The organism is Psychrobacter fulvigenes (assembly GCF_904846155.1).
In the GTDB taxonomy this organism is placed as follows: Bacteria; Pseudomonadota; Gammaproteobacteria; order Pseudomonadales; family Moraxellaceae; genus Psychrobacter; species Psychrobacter fulvigenes.
Window position 1 is genome coordinate 2,907,684 of record NZ_CAJGZP010000001.1, and the last position, 18,465, is coordinate 2,926,148.

An 18,465-nucleotide genomic window follows, 5' to 3' on the forward strand; every position below is an offset into this window, starting at 1 on the left:
ATAGCAATAAAACCAAACATAATGCTTTCTATTTATAGACCCAACTCTCATCAAAGTTAATGCTGTCAGAGTCGGTGCGCTTATATTTATATTATCAGCCCTATCACTTTGATTTGTAATAAAATGTCTAAGGTACAGCTTTGTTGTGGCGGTGTGAGTGACTGGCAGGCGGACTGCTGTGTTTGGGTATTGGTCTGGCGTAGAGCATCTGACTTGATTTTTTGACGTAAAAAAACCGCTCATAGTTTTGTGAGCGGTTTTTATTTTTGATGATATATTCTGACTAATTTATTTCGTTATCAATCCTATCTTGCCTGCTTCTTTGATCCAACTTGGAAACTGAAGTTATTAATCAGTAGTTAAAACTTATGATAAAAAACTCTATTTAATGGCTTTCATATCTTGTGCCTAGATAACAGCCTGCTAATAGCTTATTAACAATGTTGCTTAGTGGCTTTAAAGATTAAATATTTTTTTACCTAAATTAATTTAGTTACATTGCGATGATATGATTAAGCTTGTCCATCAAACTATCAGCACGACTTTCAATAAACAGATCAAACTCATCTTTAATAAATGCCTCTTTATTTATAAAGTTGGAATCAAATACATCATCAGATACGTTTGTCATGTGTTTTCTGTAATATTTTGATGGCTTATCATCTCTAATTAAATTATTTTCTGCTTTAGATAAGATGCAATAGTTTGCTAAACAATTTTTATCATTTTCTTTAGTATCATCACCTAAACCATCTAAATAAGACTTTGGGAAAATATGATGAAACTCGTTCTTATTATATTCTTTCAATACCTTACTCAAAGATATTTTACTACCTGAAACTAGGTTTTTAGGGTTATTCTGAACTAGTAGCAAAATAAAAGCTTTTGAGGTGACGCGATTCATCGCAAACATATCTTCTTTGAATAACTCTTTATCTACATTACCAAAAGGCACTTGTTCAATCTTAGAATTTATAGCATCGTTTTTTAATACTACCATTTCGCTTATATCATGATTAATTTTCTTATTCGTACTTGATGCATACCTTTTATTGAATGAACTCTTCCAGAACCAAGAAGTGATTTTTTTATATTGTATACTGTCTGTCCTTAATTGTTTATTACCCTCAATTGAAAAAAATACAGACATAGGAATAAGAAAATGCTCGTAAGGCAGATTTTTTATAGATTCGATATGAAAATTTGTCTTCAGAAAATCAATACTACCTAGGATACCATTTCTTATCTCTTCGAACCTATTCCTCACTGTTTCACCATTCAATGAAATCAATTCATCTGTATTGGAATTATTATTTATTACTGCAGAAGTTATTTTTAATAATAGGTCAACATTAGATCCTACACTGTCGAAACCATAAGGCTCTAGTTCCTGCTTCAAACCTTCAAACTTACTTTGTAAGTCAAACTCTTCACTCCAAGTCCAAGCTGTTAAAAGCTGAAGAGTATCTAATTCAACTCCTCTTCGATTAATCCTTTCAAAAACAATTGCAACTTTTGATTTGTCATTTGTTTCTAAGGTTTGACATGGAATAGAAACCTCTTTGAACTTTTCTTGCAGCTTATCTATTTTATTTATAGTTTCAGGATCTAAAAAATGTTCAGTAGCATTTCTATATTTGACCGTATCAAACAAACAATTCAGTGGAAAGTGACGCTCTTTATCCACTTCATCTAAATCACTAAAGGCGAGAAACTGTGAGTCCTGAGAATTGTCCTCTATATTTAAATCAAAATAAATATTAAAAGGATTATCAGCTTCGCTTGAGATCGGCATCTCTGTTTGGAATACTCCAAAAATCGAGGTTAATCTTTGTTGTCCATCAAGAACGTAGTCTATAGGATAATCTGTATCTCTATTAAATATATCAAAATTTCCAATTTTCTTTTCACAGCTTAACTGCTCTTTGGTTCTCCATAACTGAATGGTTCCGAAAGGATAACCTTTATAAATACTATCCATTAAAAAAGCTACAGATTCAGGCTCCCAAACAAAACCTCTTTGAAATGCAGGGATTCTAATATTTCCATTTGAAATATTATCTAAAACTTTTCGAATATTCAAATCGCTCATAATTCTCTCTCAAGTATATATTTAGTTTATAAAATAAGTTAATACTACTAATACCCGATATTTTTCTAAGCTTATCCTTTGGTCTAGCTCTTTAACTTTACACTTCCTACATTATTTGCCAAATGAGCTTTTGGTATCGCGCGAGGGACGAGCGCCGAGCGAAGCTTTTAAAAAACACCGAGCAATGACCCGCATATTTACCCCCTATTAAAGGACTTCAATGCTGAGGCCATGCTCTTTAGTTTTTTACTTTTTTTACAACGCCTTCAACTGCTCCATCTGCCCCGCCATAGTAGCCAACTGCCCTTCTAGCTCTTCAAGCTTCACCTTCTCAGCTTCTACTACTTCTGCAGGCGCTTTACTGACAAAGCCTTCATTACCCAGCTTACGCGAGATACCATCGGCTTGCTTTTGCAGCTTCTCTTGGGCTTTACTCAGACGGCTTAACTCAGCAGTCGGATCGATGAGACCTTTCATCGGGACGAGTACCCGCAAGCGACCAACCATACTCGATGACGATAGCGGCACTTCGTCGCCTTCTTTTAAGATGGTTAAGCTCTCAACTTTGGCAAGCGCTTTAAACTGGTTTTCAATACGATTTAAACGCTCGATTTTTTCGCTCGTGATATTCTCCAGCAGCACTGGCAAGCGTATCGCATTGCCCAGTTTCATCTCACCACGGATATTACGCACGCCAGCGATGAGCTCTTGCAGCCAGTCCATATCAGCTTCGACTTGCGCATTGATTTGTGCCTCGTCTACTTGTGGATAATCGGCAATGACGATGCTGTCGGTGTTTTTACGATCTAGTAATGGCGCGATGGTCTGCCAGATTTGCTCGGTCAGATATGGCATGATTGGGTGGCTAAAGCGCAATGCCGTCTCAAGGACGTGCAGCAGTACATAACGGATTTGCGCTTTACGCTCATCCGATACTGAGTCATCATTGAGACTGGCTTTGGCAAGCTCGACATACCAGTCACAGTATTCGTTCCAGATAAACTCATAAATATCATGGCTGACCATGTCCAAGCGATACTGGGCAAAATGCTGATGGATATTTTTGATGCTTGAGTTTAGGCGACTCATAATCCATTTTTCGGGTAATTCCCATACCTCAGGATTAGGCGCTTGGTCGATAGGCAACGCGTTGCTGTCTTTATCCACACAGTTCATCAGCACAAAACGGCTGGCGTTCCAGATTTTATTACAGAAGTTGCGATAGCCTTCGACACGTTTTAGATCAAAATTAATATCACGGCCGGTACTGGCTAATGATGTGAAAGTAAAGCGCAGCGCATCGGTACCGTACGCTGGGATACCTTCTGGAAACTCTTTACGCGTTTGCTTTTCGATTTTGGCAGCGTCTTTTGGGTTCATCATGTTGCTAGTACGCTTTTCGACCAGCGCTTCTAGATCGATACCATCGATGAGGTCAATAGGATCTAGGACGTTGCCCTTGGATTTAGACATCTTTTGACCATTACCATCACGCACCAGACCATGTACATAGACAGTCTTGAACGGTACTTGCGGCGTGCCATCGTCGTTTTTGACGAAGTGCAAGGTCAGCATAATCATGCGCGCGACCCAGAAGAAAATGATGTCAAAGCCAGTGACCAATACGCTGGTCGGGTGGAAGGTTTCTAGTACGCGTGGATCAGCGTTTGGGTCTGCCCAGTCAAGCGTACTAAAGGTCCAAAGACCAGAGCTAAACCATGTATCGAGCACATCATCATCTTGGCGTAGCTTTACGTCGTCGCTGAGATTATATTTGCTACGGACTTCGGCCTCATCACGCGCCACATAGATGCCGCCTGTCGCATCGTCATACCACGCTGGGATACGATGTCCCCACCACAGCTGACGGCTGATGCACCAGTCCTGCAAGTTAGTCATCCATGCCATGTACATGTTTTTGTACTGGGCAGGGACAAACTCGATGCTGCCGTCTTCTACCGCGTCAATCGCAGGACCAGCCAGCTTATTAACCGCGACATACCACTGATCGGTCAACCATGGCTCAACGACGGTACCGCCACGCTCAGCACGCGGTGCTTTCAGCGCGTAATCTTCGACTTCTTCTAACCAACCTTGCTCGCCTGCTTGCTCAACCAGATACTTACGCGCAGCGAAACGCTCAAGTCCTGCATAGTCGCTTGGCGTGGTCTCAAGCGTAGGCTCACGCGTTTGCAGATCAGGATAGACTTCCATCGCAGGCAAGATATTGGCGCGTTCATCAAGGATATTGATTAATGGCAAGCTATGACGACGACCAAGCTCATAGTCATTAAAGTCATGCGCTGGAGTAATTTTTACACAGCCAGTCCCAAAGTCGCTCTCCACATAATCATCAGCGACGATAGGCACGATACGACCGGTCACTGGTAAAGTAATGGTCTTGCCAATCAAATGCGTATAACGCTCATCGCTAGGATTGACCGCAACGGCAGTATCGCCAAGTAAGGTTTCAGGGCGCGTGGTCGCGACCACCAGATAGTTTTTACCATCTTGAGTGGTTAGGTCTTTATCGGTGAAATGATAGCGGAAGTGCCATAGGCTGCCCTTTTCATCGACGTTCTCAACTTCCAGATCAGACAGTGCAGTTTGGAACTTTGGATCCCAATTCACCAAACGCTTACCACGATAGATAAGACCATCATCGAACAAACGCACGAATACTTCTTTGACCGCATTGGATAAGCCATCGTCCATCGTGAAGCGCTCACGTGACCAATCGACCGAGCTACCCAGACGACGAATCTGACGGGTAATATTATCACCCGACTCTTCTTTCCACTCCCAGACTTTATCGATGAAGTCTTCACGAGTCATATCACGGCGGCGGATACCCTCAGCTTCTAAACGACGCTCAACGACCATTTGCGTGGCAATACCAGCGTGATCGGTACCCGGTTGCCACAGTGTATTGTCGCCATCCATACGGTGATAACGCGTTAGCGCATCCATAATGGCGTTATTGAAACCATGCCCCATGTGCAAGCTACCCGTCACGTTTGGCGGCGGCAGTGCTATAGAGAACGACTCATCCTTATCAAACGTCGGCTGAAAATAACCACTGTCTTCCCACCCTTGATACATGCCCGCCTCGACTTCGCTTGGGTTATGGGCATTTTCTAATTGGTTAAGGGCAGCTTGGATAGACTGGGTCAGGTTGGCATTAGTATTGGTATTAGAATTACTCATAATAGAAGGATCTTTTGTTAATAATGAATGTGGTCAGACAAATACGTCGAAAAATAGGCGAAATAGTTAATAGAGTGATTTTAACGCAGATAGCCAGATTTTGTTAGAGCTAAGGTGATTTATAAGGCTTGAACAAACCTTATTAAACAATTAACAACATCAATCAGCTGAATGCTAAATATAATAAGCTATAGTCTTATTATAAATTGCGTCTGTACATCAAAGCCAACTATCAAAACCAACTATCGAAATTATCCATAAAAATCATAACCTTATAAACAGTGAGCTTACCGTGACCCAAGGCATCGAACCTAAAGACTCCGAACATAAAAACGACCCTCAAACGAACGTTGCAGATGATGAGCGCTTAGCTGACAACAATGCTCAGCATAACGATAAACAGAGTAACGACGAAAGTGAGGACAGTCATGACCAAAAAGACAGTGATATACAGGCGACTAAAAACCTAGAGGACGAGGACTTTCCTGAAGAGTTTAGCGATGAAGACAAAGAGAGCATCAAAAAAGTCGCCAGCGATGACAATTTGAGTCAAGCAAAAAGCTACGCCAGTATCTTGGTCGAACAAGTCATCCATGCCAAAGAAACCTTTGACCGCTCCTTGGGGTCGCTGTTTACCAGTGCTTTCACTGCAGGGCTTGAAATAGGTATCAGCTTTTTTATGATTTTGGCCGCCTTTGCACTGCTCAGTGGTCTACTCCCCAGCGAATATGCAATCGTTTTATCCTCGCTACTGTATCCCATCGGCTTTATCATCGTCGTGATTGGCCAATCGTTACTCTTCACAGAGCAGACATCACTTTTGAGCTTGCCCGTCCTCAATAAAATTGAGCCGTTAAGTAAGTTGCTGCGCTTATGGGGTATCGTCATTGCTGGTAATATCATTGGCGGGTGTATATTTGCCGCCTTGATGATAGGTCTTGGCATTAAGATGCAGTTATTTAGCGCCGCCGATGTAGACACTTATGCGCACCATGTTTTAGATTATGAATGGTGGATAATCTTTGGCAGCTCAATACTGGCGGGCTGGATGATGGGGGTGGCGGCGTGGTTGGTGACTTCGGCACGCGACACGCTCAGCCGTATCGTCTTGGTCACTTTGATTACGGGTAGTATTGGATTTTTGGGCTTACATCACAGCATCGTCGGCAATATCGAAGTATTTGCCGCTTTGATATATGGCAGTAGCGTCAGCTTATTGAGTTATTTGACATTTCTATTGGTGGTCTTGGTGGGCAATACTGTGGGCGGTGTGGTGTTTGTCGCTGTACTGAAAAACCGAACTTTCTTATTTGAAATCGAAAAAGTAAAAGAACAAGCGGCAGATGAGAAAAGTAATAACATCATGCGCATCAACGACCGTCGTCCTTAATGAGGTTTGCGTCTCTCAGTACTGATGACGGCAGTGCCGTAAGCAATGGCTTCCACCATGCTGCCCAGCTGGTTAATATTACTGACTTCTAAGCGTAAGCCGTAGATATGATTGTAGCCTTTTTCATACGCTTGTGTGCGCATACGTACCACAGCCTCACGGCGGGCACGATCTAACAAGGTCTCATAAGTGGTTAGGTTTTTGCCAAATAAGTTAAGGACGCGTGCCACCACCATCTTAAAGTAGTCTTGCGCGATAACCACACTGCCGAGCACTAGCTCACCTTCACTATTGGCCTCAAGAGTAGGCTTATAAAAACGTTCACTCGATACGACAATATGAGCCAATGATTTTTCTGAAACTGCCAAGCGCGCCAAGTGCTGACGCTCATGACGCGACCCAAAAAACCAACCGATGACAAACAGTATAATGAGCGGTGCGTAGTTGATGAGCATCTGCGTAACAGATTGGTTGTTCATGACACGTCTCTTATCGTAGAAAGGCTTTTTGTACTAGGGTCTGTTGAATATTTAAATATTAAGAACGCTCATATCTAGCGTTTATATAATCAACCAAAAGGATTAAAACGTGGCAAGTCATCAGCGGGTGTTGGTGCTGCGCTCGGTTGAGGTTGATCCGATGGAGGGTGGCCAGACTGGTCATGCGGCGGTTGGTAGTATGTCGGCTGTTGTTGTATAGGAATAGCTTTGACAGCAGTGCCATATACAAACAGCTCTGAGGCACCTTGGGCAATACTAGAGGTTGAAAAACGCAGTCCCACAACCGCATCTGCGCCCAATGCTTCTGCCTTGACGATCATGCGATCTATCGCCTCTTTGCGCGACTCTTCTAGCAGCTCGGTATAAGCCGTTAGCTCACCACCGACGATGTTTTTAAGCCCCGCAAACAAGTCTTTTCCGACATGTTTTGAGCGGACGGTACTGCCATATACCACATCTAGGCGCTCAGTGATTTGATAGTTGGGCAAGTGCTCAAGGTTAGATAGTTGCACAGTCATGATGTTACCTTACTTGGTGACTTACAAAGAAGCTGGTTTTAGCACAGGCTAGTTTAAAAAAGCCAGCTTAAAAAATCTGGTCTGATAAGCTCAGATTGGTCTGCAATGTCGATAAACGATGCTCATAGGATACTCATAGACAGCCAGCGTTGCTATGGGGTAATAAACACTGTCTACGAATATGCTACAGGGATTGCGTTAGTCGTTGGTATGGAACAATAAAAACAGCTCGGTTAAATTTCCTTCGATGCTATTGGCCATTTGTGCCATCTTGTCTTCGTCGCTACGCATCTGCGCAAGCTCTGGATCTTCGTCATCGATACCGCTTAGCACGATCATTGGTAAGGTCAATACAGCCACATCTTCTGCGGTGTCTTCATCTTCGAACCAGTCGCTGGCTTCGTCGCCATACATAGCATCTACAAACCCAATCGACCACGCCACAATATCTGACTCATCTGAAAAGTCGACAGCAACTTCTGCATCGCCAGCATCTTCACCAAACGGCAGCTCGATAGGCGTCTCGTTCTTTAGCTCAGCAATGATGGCGTCGCGCCAACGGCGAATACCGTCAATGACGTTTTCTGGAATCTCTGCCACATGACCTTCAAACAGCGCGTCTATCCAATTTGGTAGTGGGCGTCCAATGACGGTGGCCGTCAAGAACCCATGGGTCGCGACACTATCGAGCACATACTGGCTCTCTTGGCTGTCTAAATAATCCAATAGTTCGTCGAAGCTTAAGGGGTTACTCATAAGGTATTTTTCCTTGGTCGATAGGTGATGTAATGACTGACTTTATAACGATTGATGTCATAATCTCTGGTTTCAGCTTAGCACAGTTAGACGGCGACAATATGTTTTGGTGGGGCTTGTAAGCCTGCTCTGACTCGCTCGCGATTCATTTACGCACACTCTAAGCTAAGACTTAGATATCGTCATCGTCGTCCCAGTCATCATCAAAGTCATCGTCGTCATCTTCGCCTAAGTCATCCAAATCATCTTTTAACGCTTTTGCCAGACGCTTTTCTTCTAGCAGGTTATCAATCAAACGGCGCTTTTCAAGACTGCTTAAGCGAGTACGGACACTACTCTCTGCTTCTTCGACCATTTTTGCGTCATCATCATCACCAAAATCATCATCAAAATCATCATCGATATCAGAATCACTCATGACAAACTCCTATATATGGGGCAACAAATTCAAAATATATTGATATACCTATGCCTTATAAAGTCTATAACGTGCCTTGTCAATCCTTTTTACTCAAATGAGCAGTTTAGTCTGATTTTTGTGGACATTAACAGGCAAATAGCGAGGCGATTACTCTTCTTCATTTCCAGTCATGAGTACCGCATTACGCACTTCTGCCAAACGCTGTATCATCGAGTCATTAGCACCATCGAATATCGCGCACTCACGCTCATACACAGTCGTTGGCCGCTTTAGGCTCTGCACTTGTACATAATTGCCAATTTGCTTCAGTCCAGCATTCGGTAATAGAATCAGCATCTGCTCTTTTTTACCCACACTCTTTAGCAGCTGCTTCATAGCATCACTTTGAGCATCGTCACTGACGCCAGCCTTGGCAGGCAAGGCAAAACGTGACAGCTCAATATGCTTATCATGGATGATTTTATTGAGCATAAGATAAAGCTTGCCCAACATCACCCCTGCCAGCGCCACCTTAGCATGGCTATTATCTGCCTTTAAGACTGCATAGGCGCCGCTCTCATCAAAACGAGGCTCATTCATGGCGCTAACACCAAGTAGGAGGGGCTGCTGCAGTAGCTCAGTCAGCGCTTGGTTCAATAACTGTGTACATAAAGCCAAATATGGCATGCGCATCTCAGGGGCGAGGCGCTCTAACATATTAAACTCATCATGGAACAGGATCTGCACCTGAACGGTGTCAAAAGTACGTGTAGCAGATAGTTTGGACGCAGAGCTGGTGAATTTATTCTTGCTGGCGCTATCAGTACTTGCTGCCAAATTTTCGGTACTGCTAGAGCGGTTACTATCGGTTACACTCTTATCAATATCAGAGCCATCACTCGGATGCTGTGTACTGCTGACGGGATCAACGCTCTCGGTATCAGCCGTAGCATTACTGGCTTGCTGTTGCCCTCTCAAGTAAGCATTCACCTCGTCATGAATACCCGCAGTGCTGATGGGCTTTTTAACCTGGTTGTGAGCTGCAATATCAGCCGCATCTTTGTCACTATTATTCGCCGCCAAATTATTAACGTCACTCGTCCCTGACTCGCTGTCTGCTACATAACTCTCATTGGCCCCGCGACCATAAGCCAATTGGCCTGACTGTAGATAGCGTTCGCGATGCAAGTCTTGAATATCACGGCTTAAGGCATTGATCTGCTCTTTGGTCGGACGCGCAACATAGCCATATAGCAACCACAAGAATAGATGGAGAATCAGGGAGCCAATGACAAACGGCCACTGCATGGTGATAATCTCACCCTTGCTAATATCCTTTAGCGTCAGCGCCACGCTACCAATGACGGCGTCACCTTTAGTCGCCATTTGCTCAATGGTGTCGCCTTGTTGCATAGGAGCATTGCCTACTGGCACGAGCAGCTCGTCGTTATTATCTTTGATTAAGATCCGTGCAACGTCCTGCTCGCTGGTATAACGATTGGCAATGACACTGAGACTTACGCGATCCTTGTTCTCCAAAGATAGGCGCGCCTCATCGATGAGCTGAGCCACCATCTGTTGGCCTTTTTGCTCACGGATTTTGGTCAGTTGCTGATCAGTACTGATGACCAGCAATAGGGTCTGCAGAAAAAAACTGATCAGAATGATAATGGCAAACAACCCTTGCCGCGGCGCTAAATACGTCATGATATGTTAAACTTTTTTGAATAAAGGAAATTAAAAAAACGAGACAGTCGCTCATTTTTCACAAAAGTGTACTGTTATGTTAGGGCATGTTGAACATTCGACCATCTTTACTATATCACCATAGTGGTCGTCATAGGTTTGGCTATGCGCATATTTTTAATTATCCGCCAAACTCGCCTATTATCCTAGTGATTATATTCGCTATTATCCAACTGTTTTACTTTGTGCGTCATGTATAGGCGACAGACGGTAAAACTGTTATTATTCCTAATCTTATCTGAGCATACAAGGGACAATTGAGCCATGCCAAAAAATACGCCTTATTCGTTACCAAAAGACAGCAAAGCATGGCAACAAGCCGTTGATTCTGTTGCTTCATTGCTGCCCGATGGTACCAACCTGCAAGACTTTGATGCACTGCAATCACTGCCAGTATTTGCACTGATTGTCGTATTGCCCGCGCATGTACCCGCGCTCGACATTCATCAATATGTGCAGTCTTGGGTCGATGAGCAGCCAAACTGGCATTTGGTCACGGTAGCAGAAGACACCGAAGCAACCTTTGTTGATATTGCTGTCCCTGATGTGGCCAATGACAGCGACCCTACTGCAAACACGGGCAACGTACCTTATCAGCCATTTGTTCCTGCACAAGTATTCCGCTATCTATTGGTACCTGTGACCGATACCTTGATGCACCCTGGTAAAAAGACAGCCGCAGCCCACATCATTGATGATCAGCTAACGACTCGCCTGCGTCATGATTTGGCTGAAAACTATAGAGCTCAAGGGGATGAGAACCCCACTATAGACAGCTCAAAACTGGTGGATTGTCACATCCTCTCTGTCGGTCATATGCTGCGTACACACAAACTTGCCTGCTTTGATATGGATTCAACCTTGATTGAACAAGAAGTCATCGTTGAGCTGGCAAAAACTGCTGGCATCGGCGAGCAAGTCGAAACCATCACTGAGGCGGCGATGCGCGGTGAGATTGACTTTGATGAGTCTTTTGCTCAGCGTGTAGCGCTTTTAGAGGGTATTCCAACTTCAGTACTGGACGAGATTTGTGCGCGTTTGACGCTATCTACAGGGGCGCGCACGATTATCAGCGCCCTAAAGACTTTGGGCTACCATACTGTGCTCGTCTCTGGTGGCTTTACTTATTTTGCCAACTATATCGCTGAGCAGCTCGGTATCGATGAAGTCCATGCCAATCACTTAGACATCGATGAAGGTGAAGTGACTGGCCACATACAGCTGCCAATCGTGAATGGTGCCAAAAAAGCCGCCATCGTCGCTCACACTGCTGAGCGTATGGGCATAGAGATGTCACAAGTTGTCTGTGTAGGTGATGGCGCCAACGACTTGCCGATGATGGCCATTGCTGATTTGGGCGTTGCTTATCACGCCAAGCCTATCGTAGAGGCGCGTGCGGATGCGGCGGTTAATGTCACAGGCCTTGAGGGTGTACTCTATGCACTTGGCTATCCAGCACTTATCCCAGTACAGTAAGACAATATAACCAATCCGCTTTTTATCCTATCCAAACGAAAAAAGCGGCTTTCAGACAATAAAATTGCGATAAGCTAGATTGACACAAATAGCGTTAATCTGGCTTTTATCGTTAGTGGCTTTATTATTCAAGAGTACCATTTGCAAAAACCAGAGTAACGCGAAAAACTTGCACAAGCACTACATCCAGTAGGCTTAGCAAGTTTGACAAGGTTAATCGTACTTTTTGGGTTTGGTATCATTCATTTTAGCCTTTAGAAAGGAATGTCCATGACGGCATCACAATCACAGCGGCCGGATGCGTCGTCTTCAAATAAAAAACCTGAGGAAAAAAAGATAGAAACAGACAAGCCAAAACAGCTAATAGGCGTCTATATCAAAGGCATGGCAATGGGCGCGGCTGACATCGTTCCTGGTGTATCAGGCGGTACCATTGCCCTTATCGCCGGTATTTATGAGCGTTTAATCAATGCTTTGGGTAGCATCGGGCCGAGTCTGTGGCGAGTATTTCGCCAAGAGGGTGGAGTCAAAGGCTTGCTTGCTGTTTGGCGGCAGGTCGATGCAACGTTTTTATTGTGCTTGCTGCTTGGCATTGCAACCAGCTTTGCGACCTTAGCAGGTATTATCAAACACCTATTAGACAATCAGCCGCTACTGATTTGGTCATTCTTCTTTGGGCTGGTCATCGCTACTGTTGTGCTTTTATTGAGCGAGATCAAACACTGGAACGCAGCGCGCGTAGCATTGTTTATTACTGGTATCATCACAGCCGTAACGATTAGCAGTCTGCCAATACTGACCACCGCGCCAAGCTTGCCTTATTTATTCTTTGCAGGCGCCATTGCTATTTGTGCGATGATATTGCCTGGTGTCTCAGGATCTTTTATCTTATTGTTATTGGGTGCTTATAATGCTGTCTTAGAGGCAGTTAATACCATGAATCTAAGCGTAATCTTTACGGTTATGGCGGGTATGGCCACTGGACTATTATTGTTCACACGGGCGTTAAAATGGCTATTGTCACATTATTACCAAGGTACATTAGCGCTGTTGACTGGATTTATCGCAGGTTCGCTAGTCAAAGTATGGCCGTGGAAAGTAGACGCTTTAGGCACTCTAAATAGCGAGGCCGTTCATAACGTCGCACCGTGGCAGTATCCGACTGGTGCACAGTGGTTGGTGACCTTGAGCCTGATGCTACTCGGTGCTGTTTTGGTATCTGCACTGTCGTGGTGGGGACATCAAAGCAAGCGTACCAAAAGCACTGATGCCTAAAATAATATTATTAAAATCAATGCCTTATAAAAACATCTGTTCTTTGCCGTTATAATACAGTGACCAAAATCAGGTAAATATGACGCAAGCCTTGCTGCCTATAGCACCTAAGTATAAGCAGCAAAACTAGGCGTCAACTGTTGTCGCAAAGTCGCCACTACCCCCTTCAGCTTTGCACATTTTGCTTTCATAATGAAGTCATTGAAATTCACCTTATGAATAGCGAGATGAATGATGCTTTTAACCATATTTTCTATTATCGGTACCGATGCATGGAGCAGTAGCGCACTCCTTGGTTGTGTTATTTTATTAGCCGTTATTGCTGTCATCGCTCTGTCTTCACAGCGCTGGCTACTGTGGTATGTCCTTGGCGGCATTATTTATTTTCTGTCAGTGGAAGTTACCCATAACCTGATACTCAACTGGTTTGCCCTCTCAGATTGGCACAGTTATGTCGCAGCGCTTGCCATCAGCTGGCTACCGTTAGCAGTTTGGGTATTATATCGCGCGCTACGTTACGATGACGTGAGCCAAGCCTTGCAACAAGAGCGCAAGCGGGCTGCAGCACGCTATATCGAGCACACCCCTATCTATGATGACAACTATCAACCGCGTTTTTGATAGCGCCTTATTTTATGAGCCAAAACAACCTTTCTGTTGACACAGCCTTAACCGACTGACACCATCGTCCTTTGCAAAGTAGATATTAACTCTATAAAAAATGCGCCCAATCTTGGCGCATTTTTTGATTCTGATATTCGCTAGCCACTAAACATTAACCGTTATATTGTTACACGATGCTTAACAGCTTCTACGTAACTACTAAAGAGTTGAAGGTGACTCATGGTTTATAATTTACTTATATAATTGTCGTGAAAATTACTATAAAGTAGCGTCTATTCTCATCAAATCTTTTTTATCAATCCCTTTATATTTATATTTCATGTTCGTTTTTAGGAATTTTACTATGTTCAATATCCCTGTGTTAAATATCAAATCTGATCCATTAGACGTACTACTGGCTGTGGTTGGTTATCGCTTGTCTATGCTTGCTGATAGCGACAACGAAGAAGTACAAAAGCTACTAGCCAATCGTCAAGTAACCATCGAATTTACCAGCGAAGAATCTGACGTTGTCCGTCACTTTACTTTTGACAATGGCAAATTCAGCCAAGACAGCGGCAGCGCTGAAAAGGCTGACTTGAGTATTAAGTTCAAGGACTCTATGACTGGTGTGAAGCTACTCACTAAAGGTAGCCTGCCTGCATTTATGACTGCCGTTCAAGAAGGCAAACTAAGCATAGATGGCGATTACAGCCTTATGATGTGGTTCAACAAACTTGCCAAACACATCGTGCCAGAGGTTCCAGAAAAGTGTGAACCTTATATCCAAAAAATGAAGCCTTATACTTACAAAGCACAGCAGTTTGCTGAGCATTGGATTGGCGTTGCTAAGCATAAACTTGGTAAGTAGTTAGCGGAGCTAACGATTATTTAACGGTATAAAATTCATAAATGTGGATTTAAACGCCAATTAATCGCACTCTGGTTTTCTAAAAGGGTTACGGTATACTACGGTTACCGTAACCTTTTTTATTGTCTACTTTATAATACAAACATTTGTAATTTATCTGATTTTATTATCGTCTCATGCTTTTTAAAAGGATTTAACTCATGGCAGGATTGTTTTCCATCTCCGAACCCACAGCCCAAACGGCAGAAGATACATTAATAAAAAACACCGAAAATAACAATCATAAATCTTTTGCGACAGATCTGCTAAACGCAGACTCTGCAAGCACAGAAACAACCTCACCATCGAGCAGACATAGCCGTGAACAGATTGCACAGTTGTTTGATTTGCCATTAATGGATTTATTACTACAAGCGCAAACCATTCATCGGCAGAATTTCCCTGCCGACGAAGTGCAAATCAGCACCTTACTGTCTATCAAAACAGGTAATTGTCCTGAAGATTGTGGTTACTGCTCACAATCAGGGCATCATCGTGATAAGACCAAATTGCAAGCAGAAAAGCGGCTGGAGGTAGATAAGGTGATCGCAGCTGCTAAGCGTGCTAAAGCAAGCGGCTCATCGCGGTTTTGTATGGGCGCGGCTTGGAAGCATCCTAGCGCCAAAGACATGCCTTATGTGGTTGAGCTCATTAAAGAAGTAAAAGAGCTGGGTCTTGAGACTTGCATGACCCTTGGTATGCTCAATCCCCAGCAGGCGACGCAATTGGCTGACGCAGGGCTTGATTATTACAACCATAATCTAGATACCTCGCGGAACTACTATGAGCAAGTGGTTAGTACCCGCAGCTATGACGAGCGACTTGATACACTGGCATATGTACGTAACTCAGGTATCAATGTCTGTAGCGGTAATATCGTCGGTATGGGTGAGAGCCGTGAGGATCGCATCGACTGGGTACATGAGCTGCTAAAGATGCCAAAAGCCCCTGAATCTATCCCGGTCAATCTACTTGTCCCTATCTCTGGTACGCCACTTGGTGACAAAGTCTTGGCAGAAGGTCAGCTATCCGTCTTAGAGTGGATTCGTACGATTGCAGTGACACGTATTTGCTGCCCAAGCAGTTATGTGCGCTTATCTGCAGGCCGCGAAAGCTTATCGGATGCTGAGCAAGCATTGGCCTTTATGGCTGGTGCAAACTCGTTCTTTTATGGTGATAAACTCCTAACAACGGGGAATGCTAGCCAATCAAATGATGACAGGCTAATGCGCGAGCTCGGATTAAGTGCGCAATACGCCACGCCAAAAGCGCCAAAGCAGCTACCTGTTATCGATGCCATGAGCGGTCATCAGTCGCAAGTCATTCTTGCAAGCCATGACCAAGTAGTTTAATCAAGTCAGCTACCATTACTGCATAATCTGCGTTAAGCTTGCCAGCATTAAAATGAATGAAACTTGAATTTAAAGCTATCAGCACTTATAAAGTATAGATGCTGATTACTAAAAACAGTAAAGAGAACCTACTATGGCAGATTATTTTAACTGGATTAAAGCAGCGCATATTATCTCAATGGTCTGTTGGTTTGCGGCTATTTTTTATCTGCCCCGTCTGTTTGTTTATCATGCGATGAGTGATGATCTGGTCAGTCAAGAGCGTTTCATCGTCATGGAGCGCAAGCTCTATCGCGGCATCATGACGCCCTCTATGATAGCGACATGGATCTTTGGTCTATGGATGCTTGGACTGGGATGGGAAGTGTATAAGACGCAAGGCTGGTTACACGTAAAACTACTATTGGTGGTACTACTGTCAGCCTATCATGGCGCGTGCGGCTTTTATCGTAAGAAGCTCGTTAACGACCCGCATTACAAAACCCATGTGTTTTGGCGCTGGTTTAATGAAGTACCTGTATTTGCCTTGGTAATTATTGTCATTTTAGTGGTGGTCAAGCCGTTCTAAAAGCGTCTACTGCATAAAAAACAAAAGCGTCTGCAACTTAATAAGTGGCAGACGCTTTTTTGTGGGTGTCTATATATTAGACATAAAGACTACTAAAAATAAAGAGCCTGAAACAGTGAACCGCTTACCTAAAATGCAGGACGCATAATCTGATACACATTACTCAAATCGTAGACTCGATAGCGTGCAGGCTCACGCCGATTCTCGCCAGCATAGCTGAGCATCAGCGCTTGCTTGGCTGCTTCATCGACCCAACCGACAAACAGTCCACTATGCTCAACGCCATTGTAACCATGATTGATATAATACAACCAATCACCTGCCTCAATCTCACTGCTGTTGGCATAAGGCCCTTGTCTATATGCGCCCTTATGCACCGTATCACGCGTCACCCCTGCCCGCTTGAATACCGCATCAAGATAATCCCAGCAGCCGCCCTGAATGATGGTACGCTCATTGAGCGCCATCTTACGTGCCGTGCTGATCACCTCACGCGCGGCTGTATGGCTCTGTGACTCTGCTTGAGTAAGAAGGGGCAGATACTCGCTATCAACATTGTCATAACTGCCTGATAAAAATGCCGGCGATATGGCGAGCGGTTGTCTTTGCACTTCAGGGTAACGATAGGCGGTATTCGGTGCAGGGTTGTGTAGCGTAGAATTGTTTGCAGGCATCTGCTTGTAAGCGTACCAATTGGTATTGGCTTGGGTATTGCTCGTTGGGTTAGTGTTTGCCTGACTGATTTGATTAGCTTGATTGCTGCGCACCCGCTGAATAGTAGAGCGTGTACTGATTTTGGCACTGGGCACTGCTGGCTCAAACTGGGCTGACTTTTGCGCGATAAGCGCGCTCATACTATCGGCATGCACGTAACTTGTGCTGCCCAATAGCACCATGAATAATGACACAACCGGTGTTTTTATTACCATAGAATATTTTTTAGTAGTAAAACGGATGGGTCGAGTGTCACGTGAGGCAATAATCGGCAATGGTAACATGACTAACTCCTTGTCAATACAGCAATCGTTGTCGTTGTTGTTATTAAGCTATCAAACTCTAGTTATAGTACATTTGAGTAGGAGTCTGCAAGTATTATTACCGATATGTGAGCGACAAAAGGAGGGGTTGGGGGTTTAAAAGGTAGGTTAAATCTATATAAAAAAAACTCAGTTGCTGTTCATTTTTATATTGGCATGGCGTTTATTTAGGGTTTGACCTACTAGTATTGCCTTGGTCGCTTGTGCTTCCTGCAACGTCTCAAAGCCACTGATATCATATTTGCGTACGTTATCGGCATCAATGATTTGTAGCTTGCTACCAACCAGTGTGACTTTATCACCATCAGTCAGCTTAATACTCTCGCGCTTGCCATGATTATCATGTACCAGCTCACCTGTGCGTACCCAAAGGATGCCACTGCTTATTTTGCCACTCATGGCTTTTTTGTGCTGTTGCCGCTTATTATTAAAGATAAAGCTGCCAACAATAAGTAAGGCAAGCGCGCCAATCGCTAGGCGCTCTGGTAGGATACTCATTGCCATAGCGACAGCGACTGCGCCTACCAGTAATGCCGAGCCAAACCAAAACATACCATTGTCGCCTGCTGGTGGCTGGCCCTGCAAGGTAATCTTGGCACCTTCATCTGTTAGCTTTAACATGCGTCAATACCTGT

The 18,465-nt window shown here is 43.9% G+C and carries 16 protein-coding genes; 7 read left to right on the top strand and 9 right to left on the bottom strand.

Translation table 11 applies throughout. The annotated features are described in order from the left end of the window. Positions 1 to 493: 493 nt before the first annotated feature. Both JMX03_RS12320 and JMX03_RS12325 read right to left on the bottom strand, forming a co-directional pair. Entirely contained in the window at positions 494 to 2,092 is a 1,599-nt protein-coding gene (locus JMX03_RS12320; RefSeq protein ID WP_201597085.1) for a DUF262 domain-containing protein, read from the bottom strand. 255 nt (positions 2,093 to 2,347) lie between these two features. Beyond that, the gene (locus JMX03_RS12325; RefSeq protein ID WP_201597088.1) at positions 2,348 to 5,299 is read right to left on the bottom strand and encodes a valine--tRNA ligase; all 2,952 of its coding nucleotides are present in this window, start codon (positions 5,297 to 5,299) and stop codon (positions 2,348 to 2,350) included. Between the two features lie 292 nt (positions 5,300 to 5,591). Between JMX03_RS12325 and JMX03_RS12330 the strand changes: the two genes are divergently transcribed. Then, a complete protein-coding gene (locus JMX03_RS12330; protein ID WP_227695734.1) occupies positions 5,592 to 6,689 on the top strand; it encodes a formate/nitrite transporter family protein in 1,098 nt (365 codons plus the stop codon). Here JMX03_RS12330 and JMX03_RS12335 read toward each other — a convergent pair. The 5 genes from JMX03_RS12335 to JMX03_RS12355 form a co-directional block, all read right to left on the bottom strand. Continuing rightward, positions 6,686 to 7,168 carry a YbjQ family protein gene (locus JMX03_RS12335; protein ID WP_201597089.1) on the bottom strand — a complete coding sequence of 161 codons (483 nt, stop codon included), beginning with the start codon at positions 7,166 to 7,168 and terminating at the stop codon, positions 6,686 to 6,688. The genes JMX03_RS12330 and JMX03_RS12335 overlap by 4 nt on opposite strands. Before the next feature lie 89 nt (positions 7,169 to 7,257). Beyond that, the gene (locus tag JMX03_RS12340) at positions 7,258 to 7,707 is read right to left on the bottom strand and encodes a YbjQ family protein (RefSeq protein WP_201597090.1); all 450 of its coding nucleotides are present in this window, start codon (positions 7,705 to 7,707) and stop codon (positions 7,258 to 7,260) included. Positions 7,708 to 7,905: 198 nt separating this feature from the next. Continuing rightward, positions 7,906 to 8,463, bottom strand: a complete 558-nt coding sequence (locus JMX03_RS12345; protein ID WP_201573754.1) for a YecA/YgfB family protein — start codon at positions 8,461 to 8,463, stop codon at positions 7,906 to 7,908. 172 nt (positions 8,464 to 8,635) lie between these two features. Beyond that, positions 8,636 to 8,881 carry a PA3496 family putative envelope integrity protein gene (locus tag JMX03_RS12350; protein ID WP_201597092.1) on the bottom strand — a complete coding sequence of 82 codons (246 nt, stop codon included), beginning with the start codon at positions 8,879 to 8,881 and terminating at the stop codon, positions 8,636 to 8,638. A 150-nt stretch (positions 8,882 to 9,031) separates the two neighbouring features. After that, complete coding sequence (locus tag JMX03_RS12355; protein WP_201597094.1) at positions 9,032 to 10,570, bottom strand: hypothetical protein; 1,539 nt, start codon at positions 10,568 to 10,570, stop codon at positions 9,032 to 9,034. 303 nt (positions 10,571 to 10,873) lie between these two features. Between JMX03_RS12355 and serB the strand changes: the two genes are divergently transcribed. The 6 genes from serB (at position 10,874) to hemJ (ending at position 16,793) form a co-directional block, all read left to right on the top strand. Continuing rightward, the gene (gene serB, locus JMX03_RS12360) at positions 10,874 to 12,085 is read left to right on the top strand and encodes a phosphoserine phosphatase SerB (RefSeq protein ID WP_201573748.1); all 1,212 of its coding nucleotides are present in this window, start codon (positions 10,874 to 10,876) and stop codon (positions 12,083 to 12,085) included. Between the two features lie 270 nt (positions 12,086 to 12,355). Further along, positions 12,356 to 13,360, top strand: coding sequence for a DUF368 domain-containing protein (locus JMX03_RS12365; RefSeq protein WP_201597096.1), 1,005 nt, complete (start codon positions 12,356 to 12,358; stop codon positions 13,358 to 13,360). A 231-nt stretch (positions 13,361 to 13,591) separates the two neighbouring features. Then, positions 13,592 to 13,981: an AciT family ciprofloxacin tolerance protein gene (gene aciT, locus JMX03_RS12370; protein WP_227695736.1), complete on the top strand. Its 390-nt coding sequence runs from the start codon at positions 13,592 to 13,594 to the stop codon at positions 13,979 to 13,981. 346 nt (positions 13,982 to 14,327) lie between these two features. After that, a complete protein-coding gene (locus JMX03_RS12375; RefSeq protein WP_201597098.1) occupies positions 14,328 to 14,834 on the top strand; it encodes an SCP2 sterol-binding domain-containing protein in 507 nt (168 codons plus the stop codon). A 200-nt stretch (positions 14,835 to 15,034) separates the two neighbouring features. Next, on the top strand, positions 15,035 to 16,225 hold the full coding sequence (bioB, locus tag JMX03_RS12380; protein ID WP_201597100.1) for a biotin synthase BioB: 1,191 nt from the start codon (positions 15,035 to 15,037) through the stop codon (positions 16,223 to 16,225). Between the two features lie 133 nt (positions 16,226 to 16,358). Continuing rightward, positions 16,359 to 16,793: a protoporphyrinogen oxidase HemJ gene (gene hemJ / locus JMX03_RS12385; RefSeq protein WP_201573730.1), complete on the top strand. Its 435-nt coding sequence runs from the start codon at positions 16,359 to 16,361 to the stop codon at positions 16,791 to 16,793. Positions 16,794 to 16,921: 128 nt separating this feature from the next. Here hemJ and JMX03_RS12390 read toward each other — a convergent pair whose 3' ends face one another. Further along, the gene (locus JMX03_RS12390) at positions 16,922 to 17,791 is read right to left on the bottom strand and encodes a hypothetical protein (protein WP_227695738.1); all 870 of its coding nucleotides are present in this window, start codon (positions 17,789 to 17,791) and stop codon (positions 16,922 to 16,924) included. A gap of 168 nt (positions 17,792 to 17,959) precedes the next feature. After that, positions 17,960 to 18,451, bottom strand: coding sequence for a hypothetical protein (locus JMX03_RS12395; protein ID WP_201597102.1), 492 nt, complete (start codon positions 18,449 to 18,451; stop codon positions 17,960 to 17,962). Positions 18,452 to 18,465 lie beyond the last annotated feature (14 nt).